Genomic DNA, 22683 nt, shown 5'->3' with positions numbered 1-22683 from the left:
CACAACAAGAACAAACACTGAGAACTGAAATTTATCTCATGCTCTCTACACTTTTTCGGAGCGCGCCCAGTGAGGACGAGCTGGGATTCTTAAAGTTACTTAAAATTGAACCCTCCGAAAGCGCCATGCAAAAAGCGTGGCTCGCGCTACAACAAGCTGCGAATGAAGCAAATCGTGGAGCGGTTGAAGACGAGTATCAAGAACTCTTCATTGGTATCGGCCGTGGAGAGGTGGTGCCATTTGGTTCTTGGCATCGTACTGGCTCGATGATGGAAAAACCGTTAGCGGAAATTCGTCGAGATCTAGAACTGCTTGGCATTGAACGTGCAGAAAACGTGAAAGAGCCTGAAGACCATATATCGGCTCTCTGTGAAGTAATGGCGATGCTGACAGACGAGGAAGAGACATTACAACAAGCCGTGTTTAACAAACACATCGCGCCTTGGTTCCAATCTTTTACGCGTCAGCTAGAGAGCGCGGAAAGTGTGAATTTTTATAAGCCAGCCGCGCAACTTTGCGAGGCATTTTTAACCTTAGAACAAGTGCGCTTCAGCGTGAATACCAAAAGTAGTAAAAGCAAATTAAAAATTGATGTGAAAAACGTCACAGATTACGAGTAATCGGGTAGTACTTGGTCATATCGATAGAGAGGCATAAGTCTCCACAGATCTACCGTAAGGTAAGGAAGCAATGATGAAAGATAATAAAGAAATAAACACAAGCCGTAGAGACATCCTCAAAGGCTTCACAACGGCTGCCGTTGCTGGTGCTGTTGTTGCAGGTACCACGAAAGTGGCCGTCGCTTCAGAAAAGGTTGAGCCTTCTACAAAAGACATGAAGAAGACAGGGTATCGTGAAACTCAGCACATTCGTGATTACTACGACACACTTTAGGAGATAACGGATGAAACTTATCAAACGCTCCGACAGTGTGAGCAAAGAAACGAATCAGCTTGGCGTTTCTCGTCGTGCATTCATGAAAAACACTTCGCTTGCCGCTGGTGGCGCCGTGGTTGGTGCTAGTCTATTCGCACCGGGCATGATGAAAAAAGCGCAAGCGAAATCGATCGATCCAGAAGCGAAAACAGAAGTAAAACGTACTATCTGTTCTCACTGTTCGGTGGGTTGTGGGATCTACGCAGAAGTTCAAAATGGGGTTTGGACGGGTCAAGAACCTGCCTTCGACCACCCATTTAACGCTGGTGGTCACTGTGCAAAAGGCGCAGCACTGCGTGAGCATGGCCACGGCGAGCGTCGTCTTAAATACCCAATGAAGCTTGAAAACGGTAAGTGGAAAAAGCTTTCTTGGGATCAAGCCATTGAAGAGATCGGTAACAAGGTGATGGACATTCGTAAAGAGTCTGGCCCTGATTCAGTTTACTTCTTGGGTAGTGCGAAGCACAGCAATGAGCAAGCGTATTTATTCCGCAAAATGGCATCACTTTGGGGGACTAACAACGTTGACCACCAAGCGCGTATTTGTCACTCAACAACAGTGGCGGGTGTAGCGAACACTTGGGGTTACGGTGCGATGACCAACTCTTTCAATGACATGCACAACTGTAAGTCGATGCTGTTCATTGGTTCTAACCCTGCAGAGGCGCACCCAGTAGCGATGCAGCACATTCTGATCGCGAAAGAGAAGAACAATTGTAAGATCGTAGTCGCGGATCCTCGTCGTACTCGTACGGCGGCAAAATCCGATCACTATGTTGCTCTTCGCCCTGGTTCTGACGTGGCATTCATTTGGGGGGTGTTGTGGCATATTTTCGAAAACCAGTGGGAAGATAAAGAGTTCATCCGCCAACGTGTATTCGGTATGGATGAAATCCGTGCTGAGGTTGTGAAATGGACGCCAGCAGAAGTTGAGCGCGTAACAGGCGTAAGCGAAGAAGACGTTTACCAAACAGCAAAACTGCTTTCTGAAAACCGTCCGGGCTGTATTGTTTGGTGTATGGGGGGGACTCAGCACACCACCGGTAACAACAACACACGTGCTTACTGTGTACTTGAACTTGCTCTGGGTAACATCGGTAAATCCGGTGGCGGTGCGAACATCTTCCGTGGTCATGATAACGTACAAGGTGCAACGGATCTTGGCGTATTGTCTGATACGCTTCCTGGTTACTACGGCCTTTCTGAAGGTGCTTGGCGCCACTGGTCAAAAGTGTGGGAAGTCGATTACGAGTGGGTGAAAGGTCGTTTTGATGATACCGCTTACAGTGGTCAAAAACCAATGCACAGCGCCGGTATTCCAGTCTCTCGTTGGGTGGATGGTGTTTTAGAAAACAAAGATAACATTCGTCAGCGTGAAAACATTCGCGCCATGTTTTACTGGGGTCACGCTGTGAACTCTCAGACACGTGGTGTTGAGATGAAAAAAGCGATGCAGAAGCTCGACATGATGGTGATTGTCGATCCTTACCCAACAGTGGCCGCGGTAATGAGCGATCGTACCGATAATGTTTACTTGCTTCCTGCGACGACTCAGTTTGAGACTTACGGGAGCGTGACGGCATCTAACCGTTCTCTGCAATGGCGTGATCAGGTTGTCGAACCTTTGTTTGAGTCAAAACCAGATCATGAAATCATGTATCTATTGTCGAAAAAGCTGGGTTACTCAGATTTGTTGTTCAAAAACATCCGTGTAGAAAACAACCAACCTTTGATTGAAGATCTCACTCGCGAGTTCAACAACGGCATGTGGACGATTGGTTACACTGGTCAAAGCCCTGAGCGTCTAAAAGCGCATCAACAAAACTGGCATACATTCCACAACACTACGCTAGCAGCAGAGGGTGGTCCTGTTAACGGTGAAACCTACGGTTTACCTTGGCCATGTTGGGGGACACCTGAAATGAAACACCCAGGCACTCACATTCTTTATGACACCTCTAAAACGGTGGCAGAGGGTGGTGGCAACTTCCGTACGCGCTTTGGTGTGGAATTTGAAGGTAAAAATCTGCTAGCGGAAGACAGTTACTCAAAAGGCTCTGAAATCAAAGATGGTTACCCAGAATTCACTGACAAGTTACTTAAGCAGCTCGGTTGGTGGGATGATTTAACCGCTGAAGAGAAATCGGCAGCTGAAGGAAAAAACTGGAAAACTGACCTTTCTGGCGGTATCCAACGTGTAGCGATTAAGCACGGTTGTATCCCATTTGGTAACGCGAAAGCGCGTGCGATTGTTTGGACATTTCCAGACCGTGTGCCACTGCACCGTGAGCCACTCTACACGCCTAGGCGTGACCTTGTCACGGATTACCCTACATGGGATGACAAAGAGGCGATTTTCCGAGTACCTACGCTATACAAATCTATTCAAGAGCAAGACAAGTCTGGTGAGTACCCAATTGTTCTCACTTCTGGACGTTTGGTTGAATACGAAGGTGGCGGAGATGAAACCCGTTCAAACCCTTGGCTTGCTGAGCTTCAACAAGAGATGTTTGTCGAGGTGAATCCGAAAGATGCGAACGATCTTGGCTTTAGAGATGGTGACGATGTTTGGGTTGAAGGTGCAGAGAAGGGCCGTATTAAAGTGAAAGCGATGGTGACACGTCGTGTTAAACCTGGTTTAGCATTCATTCCGTTCCACTTCGGCGGTGAATTTGAGGGTGAAGATCTTCGCTCTAAATACCCAGAAGGTACACAACCGTATGTAAGTGGGGAGTCTGCCAACACGGCAACCACTTACGGTTACGATCCGGTTACTTTAATGCAAGAAACCAAAGTAACCCTATGTAACATTCGTAAAGCGTAAGGAGTCTAACCATGGCACGAATGAAATTTCTATGTGACACCAAACGCTGTATCGAGTGTAACGGCTGTGTTACTGCATGTAAGAACGAAAACGACGATGCACTTGAATGGGGCATTCAACGTCGTCGCGTTGTTACGCTAAATGATGGTGAAGCGGGTGAGAACTCGATCTCTGTAGCGTGTATGCATTGTACGGATGCACCTTGTATGGCGGTTTGTCCGGCTGACTGTTTTGAGTATACAGAAGATGGCATCGTACTTCATAACAAAGACTTATGTATCGGTTGTGGCTACTGTTTGTTTGCTTGTCCGTTTGGTGCGCCTCAGTTTCCTAAACAAGAAGCATTTGGTGAACGCGGCAAAATGGACAAGTGTACCTTCTGCGCGGGCGGTCCTGAAACTGAAGCAGGTTCTGAAGAAGAGCGTCAAAAGTACGGTGCGAACCGTATTGCAGAAGGTAAATTACCGATGTGTGCATCACTATGCTCAACGAAAGCATTACTGGCCGGTGACGCAGAGAAGGTCTCTGACATTTTCCGTCAACGTGTTGTTGAGCGCGGCGCGAAAAACGCAGGTTGGACAGACGGTAACGATCTTTCTTACGATGCGACGAAAAGCTAAGTAGGGAGAGGCACATGTTAAACACGCTTAAACGTGCGTCTCTAGTAATGCTGTCAATGATGACGGCATTACTTCTGACTTTTGCAATACCGGCTTCTGCAGAGGAGCAGTCTTCTAAAATAGTACAGCAGGAGATGACACAGCTCGCAGGAGCAGATTACTGGCGCCAAGTCAGAGAGGGACAAGAAGGCTATACCACATCACAATCACCAGAGCATGGTGTGTTAATCAGTAAACCTGGTGAAACTTGGTATATTCTTAAAGAAAAATGGATGTCTCCTGCTGGTGCTGTCGCGATTTTCGGCAGTATCGCAATGGTAATTATGGCTTATGTATTTGTAGGTCCGCTAATGCTAAGCAAGCCACGTACTGGCAAAAAAGTGAAGCGTTGGTCTCGTTTGGATCGAGCTCTTCACTGGAGTATGGCGTTTACTTTTTTAACGCTGGCCTTCAGTGGTTTGATGCTCGTTTACGGTAAGCATTTCTTAAAACCGTATGTTCCAACTGATTTTTGGGGCTTTATTGTCATGTTGGCGAAACAGTACCACAACTATATGGGGCCGTTGTTCTTCGTCTTACTGATACTTGTTCTACTGAAATGGTGGCGTAAGTCAATTCCAAACATGACTGACGTACGTTGGTTCATGAAAATGGGCGGTATGGTTGGTAAGCACAAAGGCACACACCCCTCTGCGGGGTTCTCAAATGGTGGTGAGAAGGCAATCTATTGGTTATTGATCTTCTTCGGTATTATCGCTGCGGTCAGCGGCTTGATTTTAGACTTCCCCATTTTTGATCAAACTCGCCGTGATATGGAGCTGTCGAACCTAGTTCATGCAATCTCAGCGCTAATTCTCATCTGTGGCTTTGTCTTCCATATCTACATCGGTTTGTTTGGAATGGAAGGGGCGCTAGAAGGCATGGTGACCGGTGAAGTTGATGAGACATGGGCAAAAGAACACCATGACCTTTGGTACGAAGAAGTGAAGTCTAAAGAAGCGATGGGCGAAGCTGAGTCAAAGCCAGCTGCAGAGAAAGGAGCGAAAACGAATGAACAAACATCATAACGGGATTTGGATTGCGTACATCCTGAGCTGTTTGACCCCGTTTACGTTTTTGGTCTCAGGCGTTATTGCAATTATCTATGCTGGTTACCGTTTAGATAAGGGAGAAGACAGCGAGGTAGTGATTTCTCACTATTATGGTTTGATTCGAACTTTCTTTCTTTATTTGACGTTTTTCGTCGTGCTAATTGTAACGGTTGCAACTTCTAATGGTGTTTTAATTGGAGTTAGCGACTATTGGGTACAAAACACGTTGATTGAAAATATTGCGTACTTCATCCCTTGGGTTGGAATGTTGTTTGCGACTTTAGCCATCTTTGTTTGGTTGATTCGTATGTTCCAAGGTATGCAGCAGCTACGTCATAATCAGCCACATAGACCGTCGACAGGGCCAAATCTTTAGTTAACCTATACTACTTAAAATAGCCATTAAAGATGGTTATGCCGTTCACTTAAAGTGAGCGGCATTGCTCCGCTCTTCTAGCAATTTCCTTTCTTCGCTTGCCCTGGAGGACAAAAGTCACCATTGCCTCGGTGTTTATCGTCATTCGTGCTGACTTTTACATCATCTATTTCGCCTTCAGCGTTGGTTAGCTAACAACTCGCTAAAGTCGTAAGTAATATAAGTGCCAGAGATACTTCTCGGATTGCGATTCCTCTAAAAATATAATTTTAACCGTGATCATTACGACCATAGTCTAATCCATATTACTACTGTTGCTATTATTTCAGTGTTAAGCTAATGAAAAAGAACGACAAGGATAAGTTATGAATTTCCCGTATAGAAATATTGTAGTACTTACTGGGGCTGGTATCTCTGCCGAATCTGGTATTCAAACATTTCGTGCTCAAGATGGTCTCTGGGAGAATCACCGAATTGAAGATGTGGCAACACCTGAAGGATTTGCTCGCGATCCGGACCTTGTTCAAAACTTTTATAATCTACGTCGTAAAAAACTCCAAGACGAAACCATATCACCGAATGCGGCACATAAGGCCTTGGGTCACCTTGAGGCTGAATTAAAAGGCAAAGTGACAGTCATCACTCAAAATATAGACAACCTTCACGAAAGAGGCGGCAGCCAGAATGTAATTCACATGCACGGTGAGCTTCTAAAAGCCCGATGCAGTGAATCGAATCAGGTCATTGAGCATAATGGTGATATTGCAACTGGCGAACTTTGCCATTGTTGTCAGATGCCTTCTCAAATGAGACCCCACATTGTTTGGTTTGGAGAAATGCCTTTAAGAATGGGGGATATTTACGCTGCGCTGGAAGAGGCAGATTTGTTTATTTCCATAGGAACTTCTGGTGTGGTATATCCGGCGGCGGGGTTTGTTCATGACGCAAAAATGCATGGTGCTCATACGATTGAAATTAACCTTGAGCCTAGTGCAGTAGAGAGTGAGTTTGAGGAAAAGCGCTACGGAAAAGCGAGCATTGAGGTGCCAAAATTAGTTGACGAGATATTGGCTCTAGAAGGAAAAGAAAGGACGTAACAAGTCCCACAGGCGAGAGCGCTTGCCTTGTAAATGAGAACAAAAAAGCGGCTCATAAGCCGCTTTTCATCTCTTTAAAACTAACGAATTAGTTGTTCACTTTTAGCTTTTGGAAGTACTCATCGTACATTACGCTCGCTTCGCCAACTTCGTTTTGCCATGTTCCGTTGTCCATCACTTCTTGTGGTGGGAAGATGCTTTGATCGTTAGCAAATTCCTTAGGGAGGAGGTCATGCGCTGTTCCAACTGGAGTAGGGTAACCAATCTCTAGAGCAATCTTCGCTGCGTTCTCTGGACGTAGTAGAAAGTCGATCATCTTATGGGCGGCATCTGCGTTCTTCGCGCCAGCAGGGATGGCAAGGCTATCCATCCAGAGGATAGTGCCTTTTTCGGGCCAGATGATGTCAATGTTCGCGCCTTCTTGACGAGCTATGTATGCAGAGCCGTTCCACAACATACCAAGAGAAACTTCACCGGCTAAGTATGGGTTTGCTGGGAAGTCTGAGTTAAATACCAAAACGTTTGGCATTAATTTCTTCAATTCGTCGTACGCCGCTTTGATTTCGTCTGGGTTCGTCGTATTTGGAGAGTAACCAAGCTTAGTCAATGCGATGTGGAAGACTTCACGAGAGTCATCCATTAGCATTAGTTGACCTTCCCACTTACTATCCCAGAAATCATCCCATTTAGTCACAGTCGACTTGTCTAGCATATCTGCATTGATACCAATACCGGTCGCCCCCCAAATATAAGGAATAGAATAGTTATTATTTGGGTCAAACGGTTTGTTTAGGAAATTAGTATCAAGTTCGGAAAAGTGAGACAGTTTCTCTTTATCGAGCTTTTGCAGCATGCCTTCTTTACGCATTTTAGAGACGAAATAGGTAGACGGTACTACCAAGTCGTAGCCAGAACCTTGGGTTTTCAGTTTTGCGTACATACTCTCGTTAGATTCGTATGTAGAGTAAATAACTTTAATTCCAGTTTCTTTTGTAAAGTCTTCAAGAACTTCGTTTGGAATGTATTCCGACCAGTTGTAGAAATACAGTTCTTGATCAGCAGCTATTGCAGGGGTAGCGATGAGCGTCGCTGCACATAGAGCGCTTGCGTAGAATTTACTTTTCATTTGTTTTCCGTTTTGTTTCGCGATTGGATAAATCAATACTAGTGGTAGTTATCAAGTTGAGCCAAATCGCATTAAGCACAAATCTGTTTATTTAGCTCGAACACGGTTATCTAATCGTTATGAGATAATAGAGCCAAACAAACCTAACAACGTACAATTATATCAGCCAATTACAAAAATAGGCAGCGTATTGCTACCTATTTTCTTTCAGTCGATGGCTTGTTATGTAAGCTTATTGTCCCGCTTTCAGCTTCAGGAAGTAATCTTCGTACTTGACGGTTAGGTCACCAACCGCATCTTGCCATTCACCTCGATCAAGGTCTTCTTGAACAGGGAATAGTGGTGCAACCTCTTTAAACTTAGCGTTCGATTCCGCCACGGCCGTTAGATAGCCAGTATCACGAGAGATTTGCTCTGCAATTTCAGGCCGCAGTAGAAAGTCGGTCATTTTATGTGCCGCTTCTACATTTTTCGCACCGGAAGAGATAGCAAAGTTATCAACCCAACCGATACCGCCTTCTTTAGGGAATACGAGTTTAAGGTTCAGGCCTTCATTTTGAGCAGCTGCAGCGCTGCCGTTCCAAAGCATACCAATACCCACTTCACCAGACATGTAAGGTGCGCCAGGGTTGTCAGAGTTGAAAACTAGAACGTTTGGCATCAACTTTTGTAGCTCAGCGTACGCTTCATCGATTTGTTTAGCGTCTTTTGAGTTGCCTGAATAGCCAAGTTTACGCAGAGCGATGTGGAAGACTTCGCGAGTGTCGTCCATCAGCATTACTTGGCCTTCAAGCTCGAGCTTCCATAGATCTGCCCAGCTTTGGAAGTCGTTTGGATCGTACATATCTGCGTTAATCGCTAGACCTGTAATCGCAACAACGTGTGGAACAGAGTAGCCCATTTTTTCATTGACGTTAGCTCCAAACCAAACGTTGTCCAAATCGTTTTGGACGGTAGATAGAAAAACAGAATGGCATGTAACCATTCTGTTTCGTGATGTTAACGGATATGGGTTTTACTTTACTTTTTCTCTTGCGAGCAACTGAGAAATTACGACAAGAATTAAAGAAACCACCAACATGACCGTTGCAAGAGCATTCACTTCCGGTGAAATACCCACCTTAACCATCGAGTAAATTTTCAATGGTAGGATTTCATACGTTGGACCTGTTACGAACGAACTAATAATTACGTCGTCCAGAGACAGGGTAAAGCTAAGCAGCCAACCTGCCGCAACTGCTGGTTTTGCAAGAGGAAGGATAATCTGTTTCAAGATAATCCATTCACTTGCGCCAAGATCTTTTGCTGCTTCTAACATCTTCACATCGAAGCCATTTAAGCGGCTGTATACGGTTACCACGACGAATGGCAAGCAGAAGGTGATGTGAGCAATTAACAGAGTAAAGAAGCCTAGCTGTGCGCCTAATACTAGGAACAGAGCAAGTAATGAAATCGCCATGACGATATCTGGAGACATCATTACGACAAACAGCATACCGTTTACTGCCCCTTTACCTTTGAACGAGTAACGGAATAGGGCAACGGCTGTTAAGCTACCAATGATGGTTGCCGCTGTCGCTGAAAACACCGCCACGTTCAAGGAGTGCCATGCCGCTTGCATTAAGCTGTCGTTGTTGACTAAGGTTTCATACCATTTGGTAGTGAAACCACTCCATTTCATACCAAATTTATTAGCGTTAAATGAGTTTACGATTAGTACAACGATCGGTAGATACAAAAATGCATAAACCAACGCCATAAAGCTAAATCTAACTGTGCGTCCCATTAGTTTAGCTCCACTTTTTTATTCAACAACTTGCCCGCTCGATAGTAAGCGTACAGCATAACTGCCATTGCAAAGGTGAGGGCGATACTCGTCGCTGCCCCAAATGGCCAGTCACGTGCATTCAATACTTGGCTCTTAATTACGTTACCGATCAATAAGTTCTTCGCGCCGCCTAGAAGGTCAGAAATATAGAACATCCCCAAAGCAGGCAGAAGAACTAATAAGCAGCCACCGATAATGCCAGGCATTGTTAAAGGCAAAATCACTCTGGTTATCGTTTGGAACTTGTTTGCTCCGAGATCTTTTGCCGCCTCGATGTATGTGTTGTCTAACTTCTCAATCGCTGAGTAAAGCGGCAGAATCATAAATGGAAGCAAAATATACACAAGGCCAATCATTACCGCCGTTTCGCTGTACATAATACGCATCGGCTTATCGATGATTTCCATTGCCATCAGCGACTTGTTCAAAATGCCCTGTGTACCTAGAACAATCTTTAGTCCGTAAGTTCGAATCAAAGAGTTCGTCCAAAATGGTACGATCACCAAAAACAACATAAATGGACGCCATCTTTCAGGCATTTTGGCTACGATGTAGGCAAATGGATAGCCAATCACTAAGCAGAACAAGGTTGCCACAATTGCCATGTAGAACGAGTGCATCAGCACTTTCGCATACAATGGGTCCAACAGACGCAGATAGTTGTCGAAAGTGAATGTCATTTCGATTAAGTTTGCTTCATCACGCGTTAAGAAACTGGTACCGATAATCATTAGATTTGGAACCAACACGAATAGTGTTAGCCAACCCACTACGACGGCAATGATCGCGTTCTGAAGATTAATCTTCTTGCTTATCATTGAGTACCACCTCCCAGCTTTCAACCCAAGTAATAGCGACTTTCTGGCCGAGTGAGTGGTCCACATCTGGATCATCTTCGTTAAAGAACTCACTCACCATTACACGCATACCTGAATCTAATTGAATGACAGAGTCTAACGTCATACCTTTATAAGTACGCTCAGTTACGTGACCTACAATACCTTTTTCTTCAGACTCTTTGATTTCTTCGATACGTAAGTCTTCGGGGCGAAGTAGTACTTGTAGTTTGTCGTCTTTCTGTGCTTCCTTATCGTAGTAAACGACGGATTCAACACCTTCAATTTCTGCGCGGATGCGTTTGTCATCGAGGCGCTCTAGCATGGTTGCATTGAACACGTTGATCTCACCAATAAAGCGAGCAACAAACAGGTTCTTAGGCTCTTCGTAAATCTCACGCGGAGAGCCATCTTGTTCGATAACGCCATCACGCATCACGATAATGCGGTCTGACATCGATAAGGCTTCCTCTTGATCGTGTGTTACAAAGATGAAGGTAATACCAAGTTGACGCTGAAGTTGCTTTAATTCGATCTGCATTTGTTTACGTAGTTTGTAATCCAGCGCAGAGAGCGATTCGTCGAGCAGCAGCACTTTTGGCTTGTTAACGACCGCACGTGCAATTGCGATACGCTGCTGTTGCCCACCAGAAAGTTGATGCGGCTTACGCTGGGCCATTTTCTCGAGACGAACCATGCGTAATGCTTCCATTACTCTTGGTTCAATCTCTGCGGCAGGCGTTTTCTGCATACGAAGACCAAAAGCGACATTGTCAAATACGGTCATGTGTGGAAACAGTGCGTAACTTTGAAATACGGTGTTGACGTGCCTTTGTTCAGCAGGAACCTGTGTTACATTTTGGTCATCCAAAATGATTTGACCGTTATCTGCCGTTTCAAACCCTGCGATCATGCGTAAAACTGTTGTTTTACCACAACCAGAAGGGCCAAGAATCGTCAGAAATTCGCCATGATTAACATCCAGATTTAAATTACCGATGATTTCCTTTCCATCGAAACTTTTACTAATACCAGATAAACGAATAACTGGTTTTCCTGCTTGCGGTTTTGCGTTCAACGTCTGTATTTCCCCCACGTTCAAGTTGGGCTTATTCCCACTGATGTGACACTAGCCATTCACTTTGAGGCGCGCATCATAATCACCAAAGTTGTGAAATTAAAGAGTTTTCTCATCTTGAAACAGAAAAAATTTTGCAGGAAAAAGTAATTATTCCTTACCATACTGTTTTATAAGATTAATTGGTATTTAAGCTCTGTTTGATAGTGTTACGCTTTATTCAACAATTGTTTTTAATTTCATACCTACTGAGTGGTCAATTATCAAGCACATAGTAGAGATTGCAAGGATAGGGTGTGAGTTATGGATGTTAGACGAGGAAAGATTTCTTTATAATGATGGTCAAATTAATTGACTGGTATTCCAGTAAAAATTTCACAAGTTAATCTTGGATAATATATGAACGACGATTTTGAGAAAGATTTCAATCTTGGGGGGAGTGTCGAACGAGCTTTGTCTGGCGACTACGAACTGAAAGCAGGTGCTGTTTTCAGTGAGGCTTGGCGAGCAACGATTCAACACTTTTTATCATTTTCTCCCGCCATTATTGTACTGCTTTTTGTCCAGTTAGGGATTTTCTACATTGCATTACAACTACAACTCGGCGACCCAAGTATTATTTTGGACGCGATAGAAAATCCTGAGTCTTTCACAAGCGATATCGTGTCAGCTATTTATGTCGCGAACTTTAGCTATGAGGTTATCAGCGCCCCTATCTATGCGGGCATCAGTTTGATGGCGATGAGCCATGTGGCTGGGTTAAAAACCAAGTTACGTCACGTTGGTAAAGGGTTACAATTTACGGTTCCAGTCATTTTAGCCACATTGATGAGTTTAATGCTTCAAGGGGTCGTGGGTATGATTTTACCGCCATTATCCTTATACCTATCTTTAGCATTTAGTCATTCTATCTTGTTAATTTGTGAGAAAAGAATTCCCCCAATGCAAGCCTTATTGCTTTCGCTTCGTGCTATCAACAAGAAGATTTTTGTTGTTGCAGGGCTTTTCTTGGGTGTGATGTTGATGTTTATTGTGGCAGCTATGTTCTACGGTATTGGTTTGATTTTTGTATTGCCGTTCTTTTTCCATTTAAAAGGGGTGCTTTATCGCGAAATGTTTGGTATTAAGCTCAAGATCGTAGCAGCACAGAAAAATGACAATGATCACGACGGTGATTCAAAGGTGTTTGATGCCTAAATCTTTAAAATTAATGAGTTTACGATTGGCGGCGACCTGTATAGCCGCCACTTTCATTTCCATAGGTCCGTATTTACACTACGAGCAACAGTTTAAATATGTTGAGAATCCTGATGTGCTGTCCGAGACAATTAAGCATGTCGATTTGTCTCATTTGCCATACATTGGTGATATCCCTGACTTCAACGCAATAAAAGACACCAAAGAGAAAAAAGCGGCGTTTTTTGATTTCTTGAGACCTAAAATAGCAATTGAGAATCAACGAATTCGCCATGAACGAGCGTTTCTTACCTCTTTAAAGCTAGGGAGAATCACTCAAGAACAAGAAGAGTACGCACAGCGATTAGCGGCTCTGTATTCTTTGCCTTTGAGCGACAACAAGGTTGATCAAGCGTGGCTGGATGAAATGCTTGTGCGAGTGAATGTCTTACCAGAAGCATTGGTTCTAACTCAAGCAGCAAATGAATCTGCGTGGGGCACTTCTCGTTTTGCTACTCAAGCGAACAACTTGTTTGGTCAATGGTGTTATAAACAGGGCTGTGGAATTGTTCCTGCGCAACGTGGTGCTGGCAAAATTCATGAAGTTAAAAAATTCGATTCTGTACAGCAGTCGGTTCATGGCTACTTTATGAATGTCAATCGAAACCCAGCGTATGCTGAACTGCGTGAAATCAGAGCTTCTCTAGCCGAAAAGAACAAAGACCTGTTATCGGTCGCAACGGCGTCAGAGTTAACTCATGGATTGCTAGCGTATTCTGAACGTGGCATTGCTTATGTACACGATCTTCGCGCTATGATTCGTCATAATAACGCCTACTGGACACAATAAAATAACGGATAAAATGAAAAAGTTAAGCCTAAGTCTATTGGGAAGTGCGGCGCTAATACTTGTATCGCCAATAACCCAAGCTCAAGAGTACATGTTCACGTACTCAAAGCTATACACTCAGCTAAAAAATAATACTAAAGAAGGCCACGAGGACGTTAAAGTGGGTGTATTTTTTGTCGACTCACAAACCCAACAGATCTGTACGATCGAAAAAGCGTGGATGGAAAAAGAAGAGCACTATGAAGAACTTGTAATTCCGGCTTCACAAGAACTTCCTTTACCCGTTGATAAGAACCTTAAATCAGCGAATCCGTTGGTTTTTGTGGATACCCCAACAGGTACACGTTGTGATTACTCTCTTGTTGTGATGACGAAAGAACCGTTACTGGGTAATGTATCGTACGAGCAGCTTTCTTCTATCATGCCTCAAATGCAGACAATGCTGGAAGACCTCGGAGGTATGTTCGCTGATTGGTTTACTCCTGAAGTCCAAGGCGTAACGATGGAATTTGCAAATAGACTCAACGCGAAAGTGATTTTCTCTGATGGAACTGAAAAACCGATAGTAAATGGTAAAATACAAGTGGCTTTAAGTGAAATTGGTGTAGGTGGGATGATGACATTACCAGAACCTACAATGAGAGTTCTGCCTTACTTACCAGATGCGAAGCAATAAACTTTCTTTCGTACGGTGAGAGCTGCTTTTTCGCAGCTCTTTTTGTATCTAACTACTAAATGATACTTAACAACACACTTCTGTTTGTTCAATATATTTTTATTACCTAACTATCAAGCAAGCATTTAATCCTGTTGTAAAAGCTCGTATAATCCACGCCCCAAAGAAACCACGTTAGGAAGTCCTACCGTCGATTTATCGGCGATTTGAGAGCCCGCAATGAACCAAAAAGATCCAAGAAAAGAAACCCTTGAATTCAACAAACTTCAAAAGCGTCTGAGAAGAAATGTTGGGAATGCCATTACTGATTACAACATGATCGAAGAAGGTGATGTGGTCATGGCATGTATAAGTGGTGGTAAAGATTCATTTGCGATGCTTGATATCCTATTGAATCTTCAAAAAGCCGCTCCAATTAAGTTTGAAGTTGTTGCCGTTAACCTTGACCAAAAACAACCAGGGTTCCCAGAACATATTCTGCCCGATTACTTTGAAACGTTGAACATTCCTTACTACATCGTCGATAAGGACACCTATTCAGTCGTCAAAGAGAAGGTGCCAGAAGGTAAAACCACTTGTGGTCTGTGTTCACGCCTACGTCGTGGTACGCTTTATTCGTTCGCAGAAAAGATTGGTGCAACTAAATTAGCACTCGGTCACCACATGGATGACATTGTAGAGACCATGTTTTTAAATATGTTCCACGGCTCTCGCTTAAAAGCAATGCCCCCAAAGTTACGTTCTGATGATGGCCGCAACGTGGTTATTCGTCCTCTGACTTATTGTCGTGAAAAAGATCTGATCAAATACGCAGAACATAAAGATTTCCCAATCATTCCTTGTAACCTCTGTGGATCACAAGAAAACTTACAGCGTCAATCGATTAAGGCTATGTTAATTGAATGGGACAAGAAGACACCAGGTCGTGTTGAGGCGATTTTCAAGTCAATTCAAAATGTAAGTCCAAGCCAATTAGCAGATCGTGACTTGTTCGATTTTGTAAACTTACCATTGGATCGTGACGGTGAGCGTGAAGAGTATCAGTTCAATGAAGCTGTTGTTTCTTCAACGAACATTGATGAGTCAATGTTTATCGACGTGACTAATATCTAACGATAAGCTTCAACAAAAAAGGAGGCCGAATGGCCTCCTTTAACTACTAAATCTTAAAAAAGCCCCTCAATAGTTAGTTGCTCTTTAATTATTGGGGGATTTTTATGAATATTAGGCTTGTGCTAATTGGTTAGGTTGCAGTATTAGGGTCTAGCGGACTAATGTAGCCCTTTGGTTTCAATGCTAAAACGTCACAATTGATTTTATCAATGACATGTTCTGCGGTGTTACCAATAAAGACAGCAGACAGACCTGTTCGCCCCGTTGTTCCTAAAATAACCATTGCCGCATTTAAGCGCTCAGCCGCCGCAGGGATGATATCTTCTGGCAGTCCTTGCTCGACAATGGTTTGCTCTTCATCTAAGCCGTGTTTTTGGCGTAAAGCCTTCATTGCCGTTAAGTGATGTCCACGGACTGCGTCAGTGTAAGTTGTTGGATCAAACTCGGGTAACTCTATTGTGATGTTTGCCGGAGTTACAGGATATGCATTAACAAGATATGGCTCGGCATCAAGTCGGCTAGTCATCTCTTTTAATCGTTCTACCATCGCGTCATTGAGATCAATATGAGTTGAGTTTTCCGATCCCACATGAACAGAAGCAAGAATATTCGCGTGTTCAGGCCAATCTGCATTTTTAATCAGAAGCACAGGGATAGGGCATTTGCGTAATAAGTGCCAGTCTGTTGGCGTGAAAATCACGGACTCAAGAACGTCGTGCTTACGCGTCCCTTTGATGACGAGGTCGTGATGGCCAGCATAAACTTCAGCAATAATTGCTTCGTAAGGGCGGTTGTGCCATACAACGCACACATCAAAGTCGAAGCTATCATTTAGATATGGTTGAGCAATCTTACGCATCCACTGTGCACGTTGATGGATAACCCCTCGACGCATAGCATCTCTCTCATCGATAGACAGCATTGACGTCATATCGTACGAGAAATCGTAAATGGATAAAAAGAAAGTGATTCGGCTTCTGGATACACTTTTTTGAGCCAATTGAACGGCTCTTGCAAGTGCTGGTTGCTCATCACTATTGATGTCAGCAACAACAAGAATCTTACTGTATATGCTCATAGCTAAGCCCATTTATATTGCAAAACCAACTACTGAATATAAATCAAATCAGTATTTTGGGGTACTCACTGTACATTCTTACTGTAGCTTAGTTTGGGGAAATTTTAGAGGACTTTTGCAGGGAATTTATAAGAAATATGATGTGGCTCATTTTCGAGCCACATCAATAAATAGCGTTACTTATTCTTTGGTTACACCAGCTAATTCCATTAATGAGTCATGGTCTAAGATAGTGATATATTTACCTTTTACACTTAAAATCTCGGACTTCTGGAAACGGCCTAACAGTCGGCTAATGGTTTCTACCGTTAAGCCTAGATAATTACCGATATCACCACGAGTCATGGTTAAGCGAAATTCTCGAGGGCTAAAGCCACGCTGAGAAAAACGAGTGGATAAGTTATAGAGGAAAGCGGCGAGACGTTCTTCGGCATTCTTCTTAGAAAGAAGCAGAATCATTTCTTGGTCACCTTTAATCTCATTACTCATCAAGCGCATAATTTGCTGACGCAGCTTAGGCATTTTTCCTGATAAGTCATCTAGGATCTCATAGGGAATTTCACATACCATCGACGTTTCAAGTGCTTGAGCAAAGCTAGGGTGGGAGTCCCCAGTAATAGCGTCGAAGCCGACTAGGTCACCAGCTAAGTGAAACGCTGTGATTTGCTCATCGCCTTGCTCTGTAATCGTATAACTCTTAATGGTACCTGAGCGAATAGCGTACAGAGATTTAAGCTCATCTCCAGCTTTAAAAAGCTCTTGTCCTTTTTGGATAGGCTTTTTACGCTCGATGATTTGGTCCAACTGGTCAAGTTCAGACTCATTCAGAGTGAATGGGATACACAGCTGACTAATGCTACAATCTTGGCAATGAATCGCGCAACCGCCTGATTGGACACGCTTTGTTGCAGGTTTTTCAGAAATCATAACAACCTTTCACTATTTGATATACATCAATATTTTAGCATCGCTTAATCCCAAAGGATAGCAAAAATATCGCTTCTAAAGCGTTTCACGTTATATGAAACCGAGTAACTCCATGGCCCCTACCGCGGTGTAAAAGCCGTAGCCAATGAGGATTAATGCAGAAATATTTCGAAATATTAACGACTTTTGTAATTTCTGGAAATAACTCGCACCGAAGCCAATCGCAAGCATAGCTGGAAGGGTACCGAGGCCAAAAGCCAGCATGATTAAGCCGCCGTCAGTAGCACTTCCAGAGACTGCCGACCATGTAAGTGCAGAGTATACTAATCCACATGGTAGCCATCCCCAGATAAAGCCGAACGGTAATGCATGAAAAGGATGTTTTAATGGCAACAAATTTTTGCCTGCAGGAGAAATAAACTTCCATATATACTGGCCAGCTTTCTCGATAATCAGTAAACCTTGCCACCACTTAGCAATATAAAGTGCAACCATAATCATAAATAGGGCAGCAACAAATCGTAACCAAGCCAGAGACTGGGTAAGTCCGCTGAGTTCAGACAAACTAGAGATGGTGCCGCCTACTAGCCCGCCGATTAAGACGTAACTGGCCAGCCGACCCATGTTGTAAAATAGAGGAATAAGAGAAGAGAACTTACTTTTTGGGGCACCCATGGAGAGCAATGACGCGATACCGCCACACATTCCCATGCAATGACCAGCACCAACGAGGCCAACCATCAAAGCACCGATGAAATCAGGATTCATATAATCTGGCTATCTTTTAGTATTATCAGGTTTTTCTTCTTCATCGAGCAAAATGTTATGTCCTTGTCGCTCAAGATCTTCAAACTGATCACTTCGTACCGCCCAAATAAAGACAGCTCCAGCAACGCAGACAAGAATAATAGCGATAGGAATTAAAATATAAAGGCTTTCCATGTTTGCTTTCTCTACTTATTTCTCTTTGAGTAGGCGCAAAGAGTTGGATACGACGATAATTGAGCTTGCAGACATGCCGACTACTGCAACATAGGGAGCGACCAAACCAGTAACCGCTAAAGGCAAAATTAACAGGTTGTAACCCAAAGACCAAGCCAAGTTTTCTCGAATAATCTTTCTTGTACGTAGTGCAAGCAAGCGTGCCTCTAGTAGCTTTTCGAGATTATCCCCAAGTAACGTCATATCAGCAGAAGCTTTAGCGACATCTGTACCACCGCCCATTGCCACAGAAAGGTGAGCACCGGCTAGAGTAGGTGCATCGTTGATACCGTCTCCAACCATCATCGTGATGCTGTCTTTATCTAGGCTCTTAAGAAACGCGAGTTTGTCTTCTGGTTTTGCTGACGCAACGACGTGATCGATACCAATTTCATTCGCCACAGGTCGGGCGTTTGAGAGAGAGTCTCCTGTTAGCAGTGTTGTCTTAATTCCTGCGTCAGCGAAACGTTGAATAAAGGCCTTACTTTCTTTTCGGATTGGGTCGCGGTAGTAAAAGCTAGCGACATGCTCTCCATCAACTGAAAGATAGACCGCATGACTTTCATCACTTTCTTTGCCTTGAACAAAAGCAGCACTGCCTATCTTAACGATTTTGCCATTCCATATTCCCTCAATCCCTGAACCAATCACGTTTTGTACTTCAGACACGACAAAGTCATCATTGACGTAACTTGCAAAAGAACGAGCGATAGGATGGTTAGCATGGGCTTCTAATGCTGCGGCTAGAGATAGACAATCTTCTTTTGGAAGATCACTCAGCACTTTTGTATCACAGATCTCAATATCGCCTTTCGTTAGAGTACCTGTTTTATCTACAACTAAGTGATTGATCTTACATAAGGTTTCAAAGACATGACCTTTTCGAAGTAAAATGCCAAAGTTCCCCATACGGGATGCTGCGCATGTTAAAGCCGTAGGTGTTGCCAAGGAAAGAGCACAAGGACAGGTCGCGACGAGAACAGATAACATAATCCAGAATGCATCATCTGGTTTTGTCTGATGCCAATAAAGCCAAGTCCCTGCAGAAATGATTAGAATAGCTCCTACAAAGTAGCGCGCCACAACGTCTGCAATCTCAGCGATTTTTGGTTTGGAATGTTGGGCTTCATCCTGTAAGCGTACAATGTTGGAAATCATCGAATCAGCTTTAGAGCTCATGACTTCAAGCTCAAAGGATTCATCACCATTGAGTGTTCCTGCGTAAACCGCATCTCCCTCTCTTTTGACCACATGGACTGATTCACCAGTTAACATGGATTCATCAATATGAATTCGACCGGAAAGGACGTGACCATCCGCGGGAATATGCTCTCCCGGAAGAACGCGAATTCGATCGCCAACTTTTAATGTTTTAACTGGGATTTGCTCTCCGTCTAACGTTGTCGCGATAGCTGGAATTAGCTTTAATAGGTTTCCACTTGCCGCCGCTGCTTTGCGTCGAGCGCGCATTTCTAAAAATCGGCCAACTAAAAGGAAGAAGGTGAACATGGAAATTGATTCAAAGAATACTTCGCCTTGCTCTGTAACGGTAGCAAATAAACTGGCAACGTAAGCAAAAATTAAGGCAATAGAGACAGGTACATCCATACCCAAAGTTCTGCCTTTTATGCTGCGCCAAGCGTTTAAGTAAAAGGGCATAGCAGAATAGAGCAGAACAGGCGTGGCAAATATCAAGCTTACCCAACGAAAATAGTTTTTAAACTCAGGCTCTAAATCGCCAAATACTTCGAGATATAAAGCGACGGCAAGCATCATTACTTGCATCGTAGCCAGACCCGCAATACCTAATCGGTAGAGGTATTGTTTCATCATACGATGATAAGACGCTTCTTGCTTATCGGCTTCAAATGGTGCGGCTTTATAACCAAGCTTATGGATCACCGAGAGTAACTCACTTAGTCGAACTTGAGTTTTATCCCAAGCAAGCAATGCGCGGTTTGTTGTTGTATTCACACGAATCGAAACAAGGCCTCCAACACTCGAAACTTGCTTCTCAATCAACCAAGCACAGGCAGCACAGGATACTCCGTCCAAAGAGAGGGTCACTTCCGAGGTGTTGTCTCGATTACGAACAAACTCTGATTGCAAGTCTTCATTATCGTAATGAATAAGCGCTTGAAGTTGCTCTGGGACTAAGTCCGCTTTTTCTGCGGGTGCCGTGCGGTACTGGTAATAAGAGGTGAGACCACTGTCTACGATAGTCTGCGCGACGGTCTCACAGCCAGGGCAACACATGTCCCGTGTTTCACCGAGTATCTCAACTTTAAAATCCGTGTTTTCTGGTACATCGTCACCACAGTGATAACAGGATTTACACATAGACTTTACTTACTTCATTAATGGTGTTGAGACGGCCGGGAATTCGACTTTACCTTGGATCATCCATTGTTTGTCATGGGGCTGAAGCTCTATAAACCACGGGCCTTGGATAGACTCTTCTGCGGTGAGTCGGTAGTTACCTGAAGCATCTGCCGTCACCAGCTTTGTAAAGTCTCGGTTTGGAAGGGTGCGATGGGTAAATGTTGCATTTAGAGCAGGGTAGTGAGTCAGCTTGCCCTTGGAGAAAGCGATCACCACGTCGTTATTTTCTGAAAAGATATTAGCGTTAAGACCGAGGTCACGAGCAACATTCATTTTGCTAATGTCAATGTTGATACCTTTGCCTTTTTTATAGTAATCCTCGGCAACGAGAGAAACGGAATTATTCGAAAATACGATCACAGTAACCACCGTCCATACTACAACAGTAAGAGGAAGAATGATTAGGAACCACGGCCAAAATTGTTTATACCAAGGCTTTACCATAAAAATGTTCTCAACAGCTAAATGAAAAAATGTAAGGTTCTAAATCTAAAGGAAAGACAGCCCCTTGCATAGGGGCTGGTATTTATTGATATGTTACTGATTCTCGGAGTTACTTAAACTCCAGACATAAGAGGCAACGAGCTGAACTTTATCTTCACCTAAAATGTCTTGCCACGCAGGCATAACACCAGAACGACCATTCATTACCGTTTCAGTTACGGCTGCACGTGAATCACCAAATAGCCAATTCTGGTCTGTTAAGTCAGGGGCACCTACTGCTGGGTTACCTTTACCGTCCGTACCGTGACAAGCTGCACACACGACAAAGCGCGATTTACCTGCCGCTGCTTCACGTGCGTTCACTTTACGGCCAGAAAGGCTCAGTGTGTAACTTACAACTTCGCGCACACCTTGCTCACCAAGCGCATCTTTCCACGCAGGCATTTGACCAACTCGGCCATCCATAATGGTAGTGACGATGGCTGTTGGCTCACCGCCATATAGCCAAGCATCGTCAGTCAGATTAGGGAACCCTTTCTGACCACGAGCATCAGAGCCGTGACACTGAGAACAGTTTTGCAAGAACAGACGCTGACCAACCTTCAAAGCTTCTGGATCTTGCGCAATTTCAGGTATTGAGCGCAATCCATCATCATTATGGGCAAGCTTACGGAATGCTTCGCCAAAGTAGGCCTCTGCGTCATCCAGTTCCTTTGCGTATTGGTTTAATTGCTTGTTCTCTTGTGCTTGAGTGATCGCTTCTTTTGACTCTTCCAGTGAACGTACTGTTTGAGCCGAACTTTGCCAGTTCAAGAAACCTTTGAAGTTTCCTAAGCCTGGAAATAGAGCGAGATATACCGCTGCAAACACAAACGTGCTCACGAAAAGGTAGGTCCACCATTTTGGTAGAGGGTTGTTTAGCTCGCGAATACCATCGTACTCGTGGCCCATGTCATCCCCTTCCTCGACGCCCATTTTATCTTTAGCGCACCAAGTCAGGAGGATCGCACAGCCCACTAACGTACCGACAGTAATCACGATAATCCAGAGACTCCAGAATGTAGTCATTACTTCTTCACTCCTTGGTTATTTGGGGTCGTTTGTTCTTCGTCAGCAAATACCAAGTTGGCATCTTCCTCAAAACGTGCTTTACGTTTTTTACCGAATGCCCACCATACAATGCCGATAAAACTAGCAAAGAGCACAACGGTATAAATGCTATGAATTGTACCGAAATCCATATT

The 22683-nt window shown here is 43.9% G+C and carries 23 protein-coding genes and 1 pseudogene; 11 read left to right on the top strand and 13 right to left on the bottom strand.

Annotation, left to right across the window (positions count from 1 at the left end):
- Positions 1–38 precede the first annotated feature (38 nt).
- The 7 genes from AC3D28_RS04485 (at position 39) to cobB (ending at position 6944) form a co-directional block, all read left to right on the top strand.
- The gene (locus AC3D28_RS04485) at positions 39–620 is read left to right on the top strand and encodes a TorD/DmsD family molecular chaperone (RefSeq protein WP_488536052.1); all 582 of its coding nucleotides are present in this window, start codon (positions 39–41) and stop codon (positions 618–620) included.
- A 73-nt stretch (positions 621–693) separates the two neighbouring features.
- Positions 694–894 carry a transcriptional initiation protein Tat gene (locus tag AC3D28_RS04480; protein ID WP_488536051.1) on the top strand — a complete coding sequence of 67 codons (201 nt, stop codon included), beginning with the start codon at positions 694–696 and terminating at the stop codon, positions 892–894.
- Between the two features lie 10 nt (positions 895–904).
- Entirely contained in the window at positions 905–3760 is a 2856-nt protein-coding gene (locus AC3D28_RS04475; protein WP_488535677.1) for a formate dehydrogenase subunit alpha, read from the top strand.
- A gap of 11 nt (positions 3761–3771) precedes the next feature.
- On the top strand, positions 3772–4380 hold the full coding sequence (gene fdh3B / locus AC3D28_RS04470) for a formate dehydrogenase FDH3 subunit beta (RefSeq protein ID WP_098415544.1): 609 nt from the start codon (positions 3772–3774) through the stop codon (positions 4378–4380).
- Between the two features lie 14 nt (positions 4381–4394).
- Positions 4395–5447 (top strand): formate dehydrogenase subunit gamma, encoded by a 1053-nt coding sequence (locus tag AC3D28_RS04465; protein WP_488535676.1) that lies wholly within the window; start codon positions 4395–4397, stop codon positions 5445–5447.
- Positions 5431–5847, top strand: a complete 417-nt coding sequence (locus AC3D28_RS04460) for a hypothetical protein (RefSeq protein ID WP_488535675.1) — start codon at positions 5431–5433, stop codon at positions 5845–5847. The genes AC3D28_RS04465 and AC3D28_RS04460 overlap by 17 nt, the downstream gene beginning before the upstream one ends.
- 365 nt (positions 5848–6212) lie before the next feature.
- On the top strand, positions 6213–6944 hold the full coding sequence (gene cobB, locus AC3D28_RS04455) for a Sir2 family NAD+-dependent deacetylase (RefSeq protein ID WP_488535674.1): 732 nt from the start codon (positions 6213–6215) through the stop codon (positions 6942–6944).
- Positions 6945–7032: 88 nt separating this feature from the next.
- Here the strand turns inward: cobB and AC3D28_RS04450 are convergent, their stop codons facing one another.
- The 5 genes and pseudogenes from AC3D28_RS04450 to potA all read right to left on the bottom strand — a co-directional run bounded on the left by AC3D28_RS04450 (position 7033) and on the right by potA (position 11812).
- Complete coding sequence (locus AC3D28_RS04450) at positions 7033–8070, bottom strand: extracellular solute-binding protein (RefSeq protein WP_488535673.1); 1038 nt, start codon at positions 8068–8070, stop codon at positions 7033–7035.
- Positions 8071–8302: 232 nt separating this feature from the next.
- Positions 8303–8965 (bottom strand): annotated as a pseudogene (locus tag AC3D28_RS04445) (extracellular solute-binding protein); the annotation flags it as partial.
- 120 nt (positions 8966–9085) lie between these two features.
- Positions 9086–9856, bottom strand: coding sequence for a spermidine/putrescine ABC transporter permease PotC (gene potC, locus AC3D28_RS04440; protein WP_488535672.1), 771 nt, complete (start codon positions 9854–9856; stop codon positions 9086–9088).
- On the bottom strand, positions 9856–10716 hold the full coding sequence (gene potB / locus AC3D28_RS04435) for a spermidine/putrescine ABC transporter permease PotB (protein ID WP_098415550.1): 861 nt from the start codon (positions 10714–10716) through the stop codon (positions 9856–9858). Before potB ends, potC begins: the two co-directional genes overlap by 1 nt.
- Positions 10697–11812 (bottom strand): spermidine/putrescine ABC transporter ATP-binding protein PotA, encoded by a 1116-nt coding sequence (potA, locus tag AC3D28_RS04430; RefSeq protein WP_488535671.1) that lies wholly within the window; start codon positions 11810–11812, stop codon positions 10697–10699. The genes potB and potA overlap by 20 nt, the downstream gene beginning before the upstream one ends.
- A 399-nt stretch (positions 11813–12211) precedes the next feature.
- On the opposite strand from potA, the gene AC3D28_RS04425 reads away from it, so the two are divergent.
- The 4 genes from AC3D28_RS04425 (at position 12212) to ttcA (ending at position 15627) form a co-directional block, all read left to right on the top strand.
- On the top strand, positions 12212–13009 hold the full coding sequence (locus tag AC3D28_RS04425) for a hypothetical protein (protein ID WP_488535670.1): 798 nt from the start codon (positions 12212–12214) through the stop codon (positions 13007–13009).
- On the top strand, positions 13002–13838 hold the full coding sequence (locus AC3D28_RS04420) for a glucosaminidase domain-containing protein (RefSeq protein WP_488535669.1): 837 nt from the start codon (positions 13002–13004) through the stop codon (positions 13836–13838). The genes AC3D28_RS04425 and AC3D28_RS04420 overlap by 8 nt, the downstream gene beginning before the upstream one ends.
- A 13-nt stretch (positions 13839–13851) precedes the next feature.
- Positions 13852–14514: a DUF2987 domain-containing protein gene (locus AC3D28_RS04415; RefSeq protein WP_098415553.1), complete on the top strand. Its 663-nt coding sequence runs from the start codon at positions 13852–13854 to the stop codon at positions 14512–14514.
- Positions 14515–14733: 219 nt separating this feature from the next.
- Complete coding sequence (gene ttcA, locus AC3D28_RS04410; RefSeq protein ID WP_098415554.1) at positions 14734–15627, top strand: tRNA 2-thiocytidine(32) synthetase TtcA; 894 nt, start codon at positions 14734–14736, stop codon at positions 15625–15627.
- Between the two features lie 130 nt (positions 15628–15757).
- Here the strand turns inward: ttcA and uspE are convergent, their stop codons facing one another.
- From uspE to AC3D28_RS04370, 8 genes are all read right to left on the bottom strand, one after another.
- Positions 15758–16705: a universal stress protein UspE gene (gene uspE / locus AC3D28_RS04405; protein ID WP_488535668.1), complete on the bottom strand. Its 948-nt coding sequence runs from the start codon at positions 16703–16705 to the stop codon at positions 15758–15760.
- 180 nt (positions 16706–16885) lie between these two features.
- Positions 16886–17632 (bottom strand): fumarate/nitrate reduction transcriptional regulator Fnr, encoded by a 747-nt coding sequence (gene fnr, locus AC3D28_RS04400; RefSeq protein ID WP_098415555.1) that lies wholly within the window; start codon positions 17630–17632, stop codon positions 16886–16888.
- Between the two features lie 90 nt (positions 17633–17722).
- Positions 17723–18400 carry a sulfite exporter TauE/SafE family protein gene (locus AC3D28_RS04395; protein ID WP_488535667.1) on the bottom strand — a complete coding sequence of 226 codons (678 nt, stop codon included), beginning with the start codon at positions 18398–18400 and terminating at the stop codon, positions 17723–17725.
- 9 nt (positions 18401–18409) lie between these two features.
- Positions 18410–18574, bottom strand: coding sequence for a cbb3-type cytochrome oxidase assembly protein CcoS (ccoS, locus tag AC3D28_RS04390; RefSeq protein WP_098415557.1), 165 nt, complete (start codon positions 18572–18574; stop codon positions 18410–18412).
- Positions 18575–18589: 15 nt separating this feature from the next.
- Positions 18590–20953, bottom strand: a complete 2364-nt coding sequence (locus tag AC3D28_RS04385; RefSeq protein WP_488535666.1) for a heavy metal translocating P-type ATPase — start codon at positions 20951–20953, stop codon at positions 18590–18592.
- Positions 20954–20962: 9 nt separating this feature from the next.
- On the bottom strand, positions 20963–21439 hold the full coding sequence (locus tag AC3D28_RS04380) for a FixH family protein (protein ID WP_488535665.1): 477 nt from the start codon (positions 21437–21439) through the stop codon (positions 20963–20965).
- 93 nt (positions 21440–21532) lie between these two features.
- Positions 21533–22507, bottom strand: coding sequence for a cytochrome-c oxidase, cbb3-type subunit III (gene ccoP, locus AC3D28_RS04375; protein WP_488535664.1), 975 nt, complete (start codon positions 22505–22507; stop codon positions 21533–21535).
- Positions 22507–22680 carry a cbb3-type cytochrome oxidase subunit 3 gene (locus AC3D28_RS04370; protein WP_005429887.1) on the bottom strand — a complete coding sequence of 58 codons (174 nt, stop codon included), beginning with the start codon at positions 22678–22680 and terminating at the stop codon, positions 22507–22509. Before AC3D28_RS04370 ends, ccoP begins: the two co-directional genes overlap by 1 nt.
- Between the last annotated feature and the right edge of the window lie 3 nt (positions 22681–22683).

It is taken from the genome of Vibrio sp. TAP-3B, assembly GCF_057784735.1.
The sequence above is the reverse complement of the archived record's forward strand: the minus strand, read 5'-3'. Positions and strand labels throughout refer to the sequence as shown.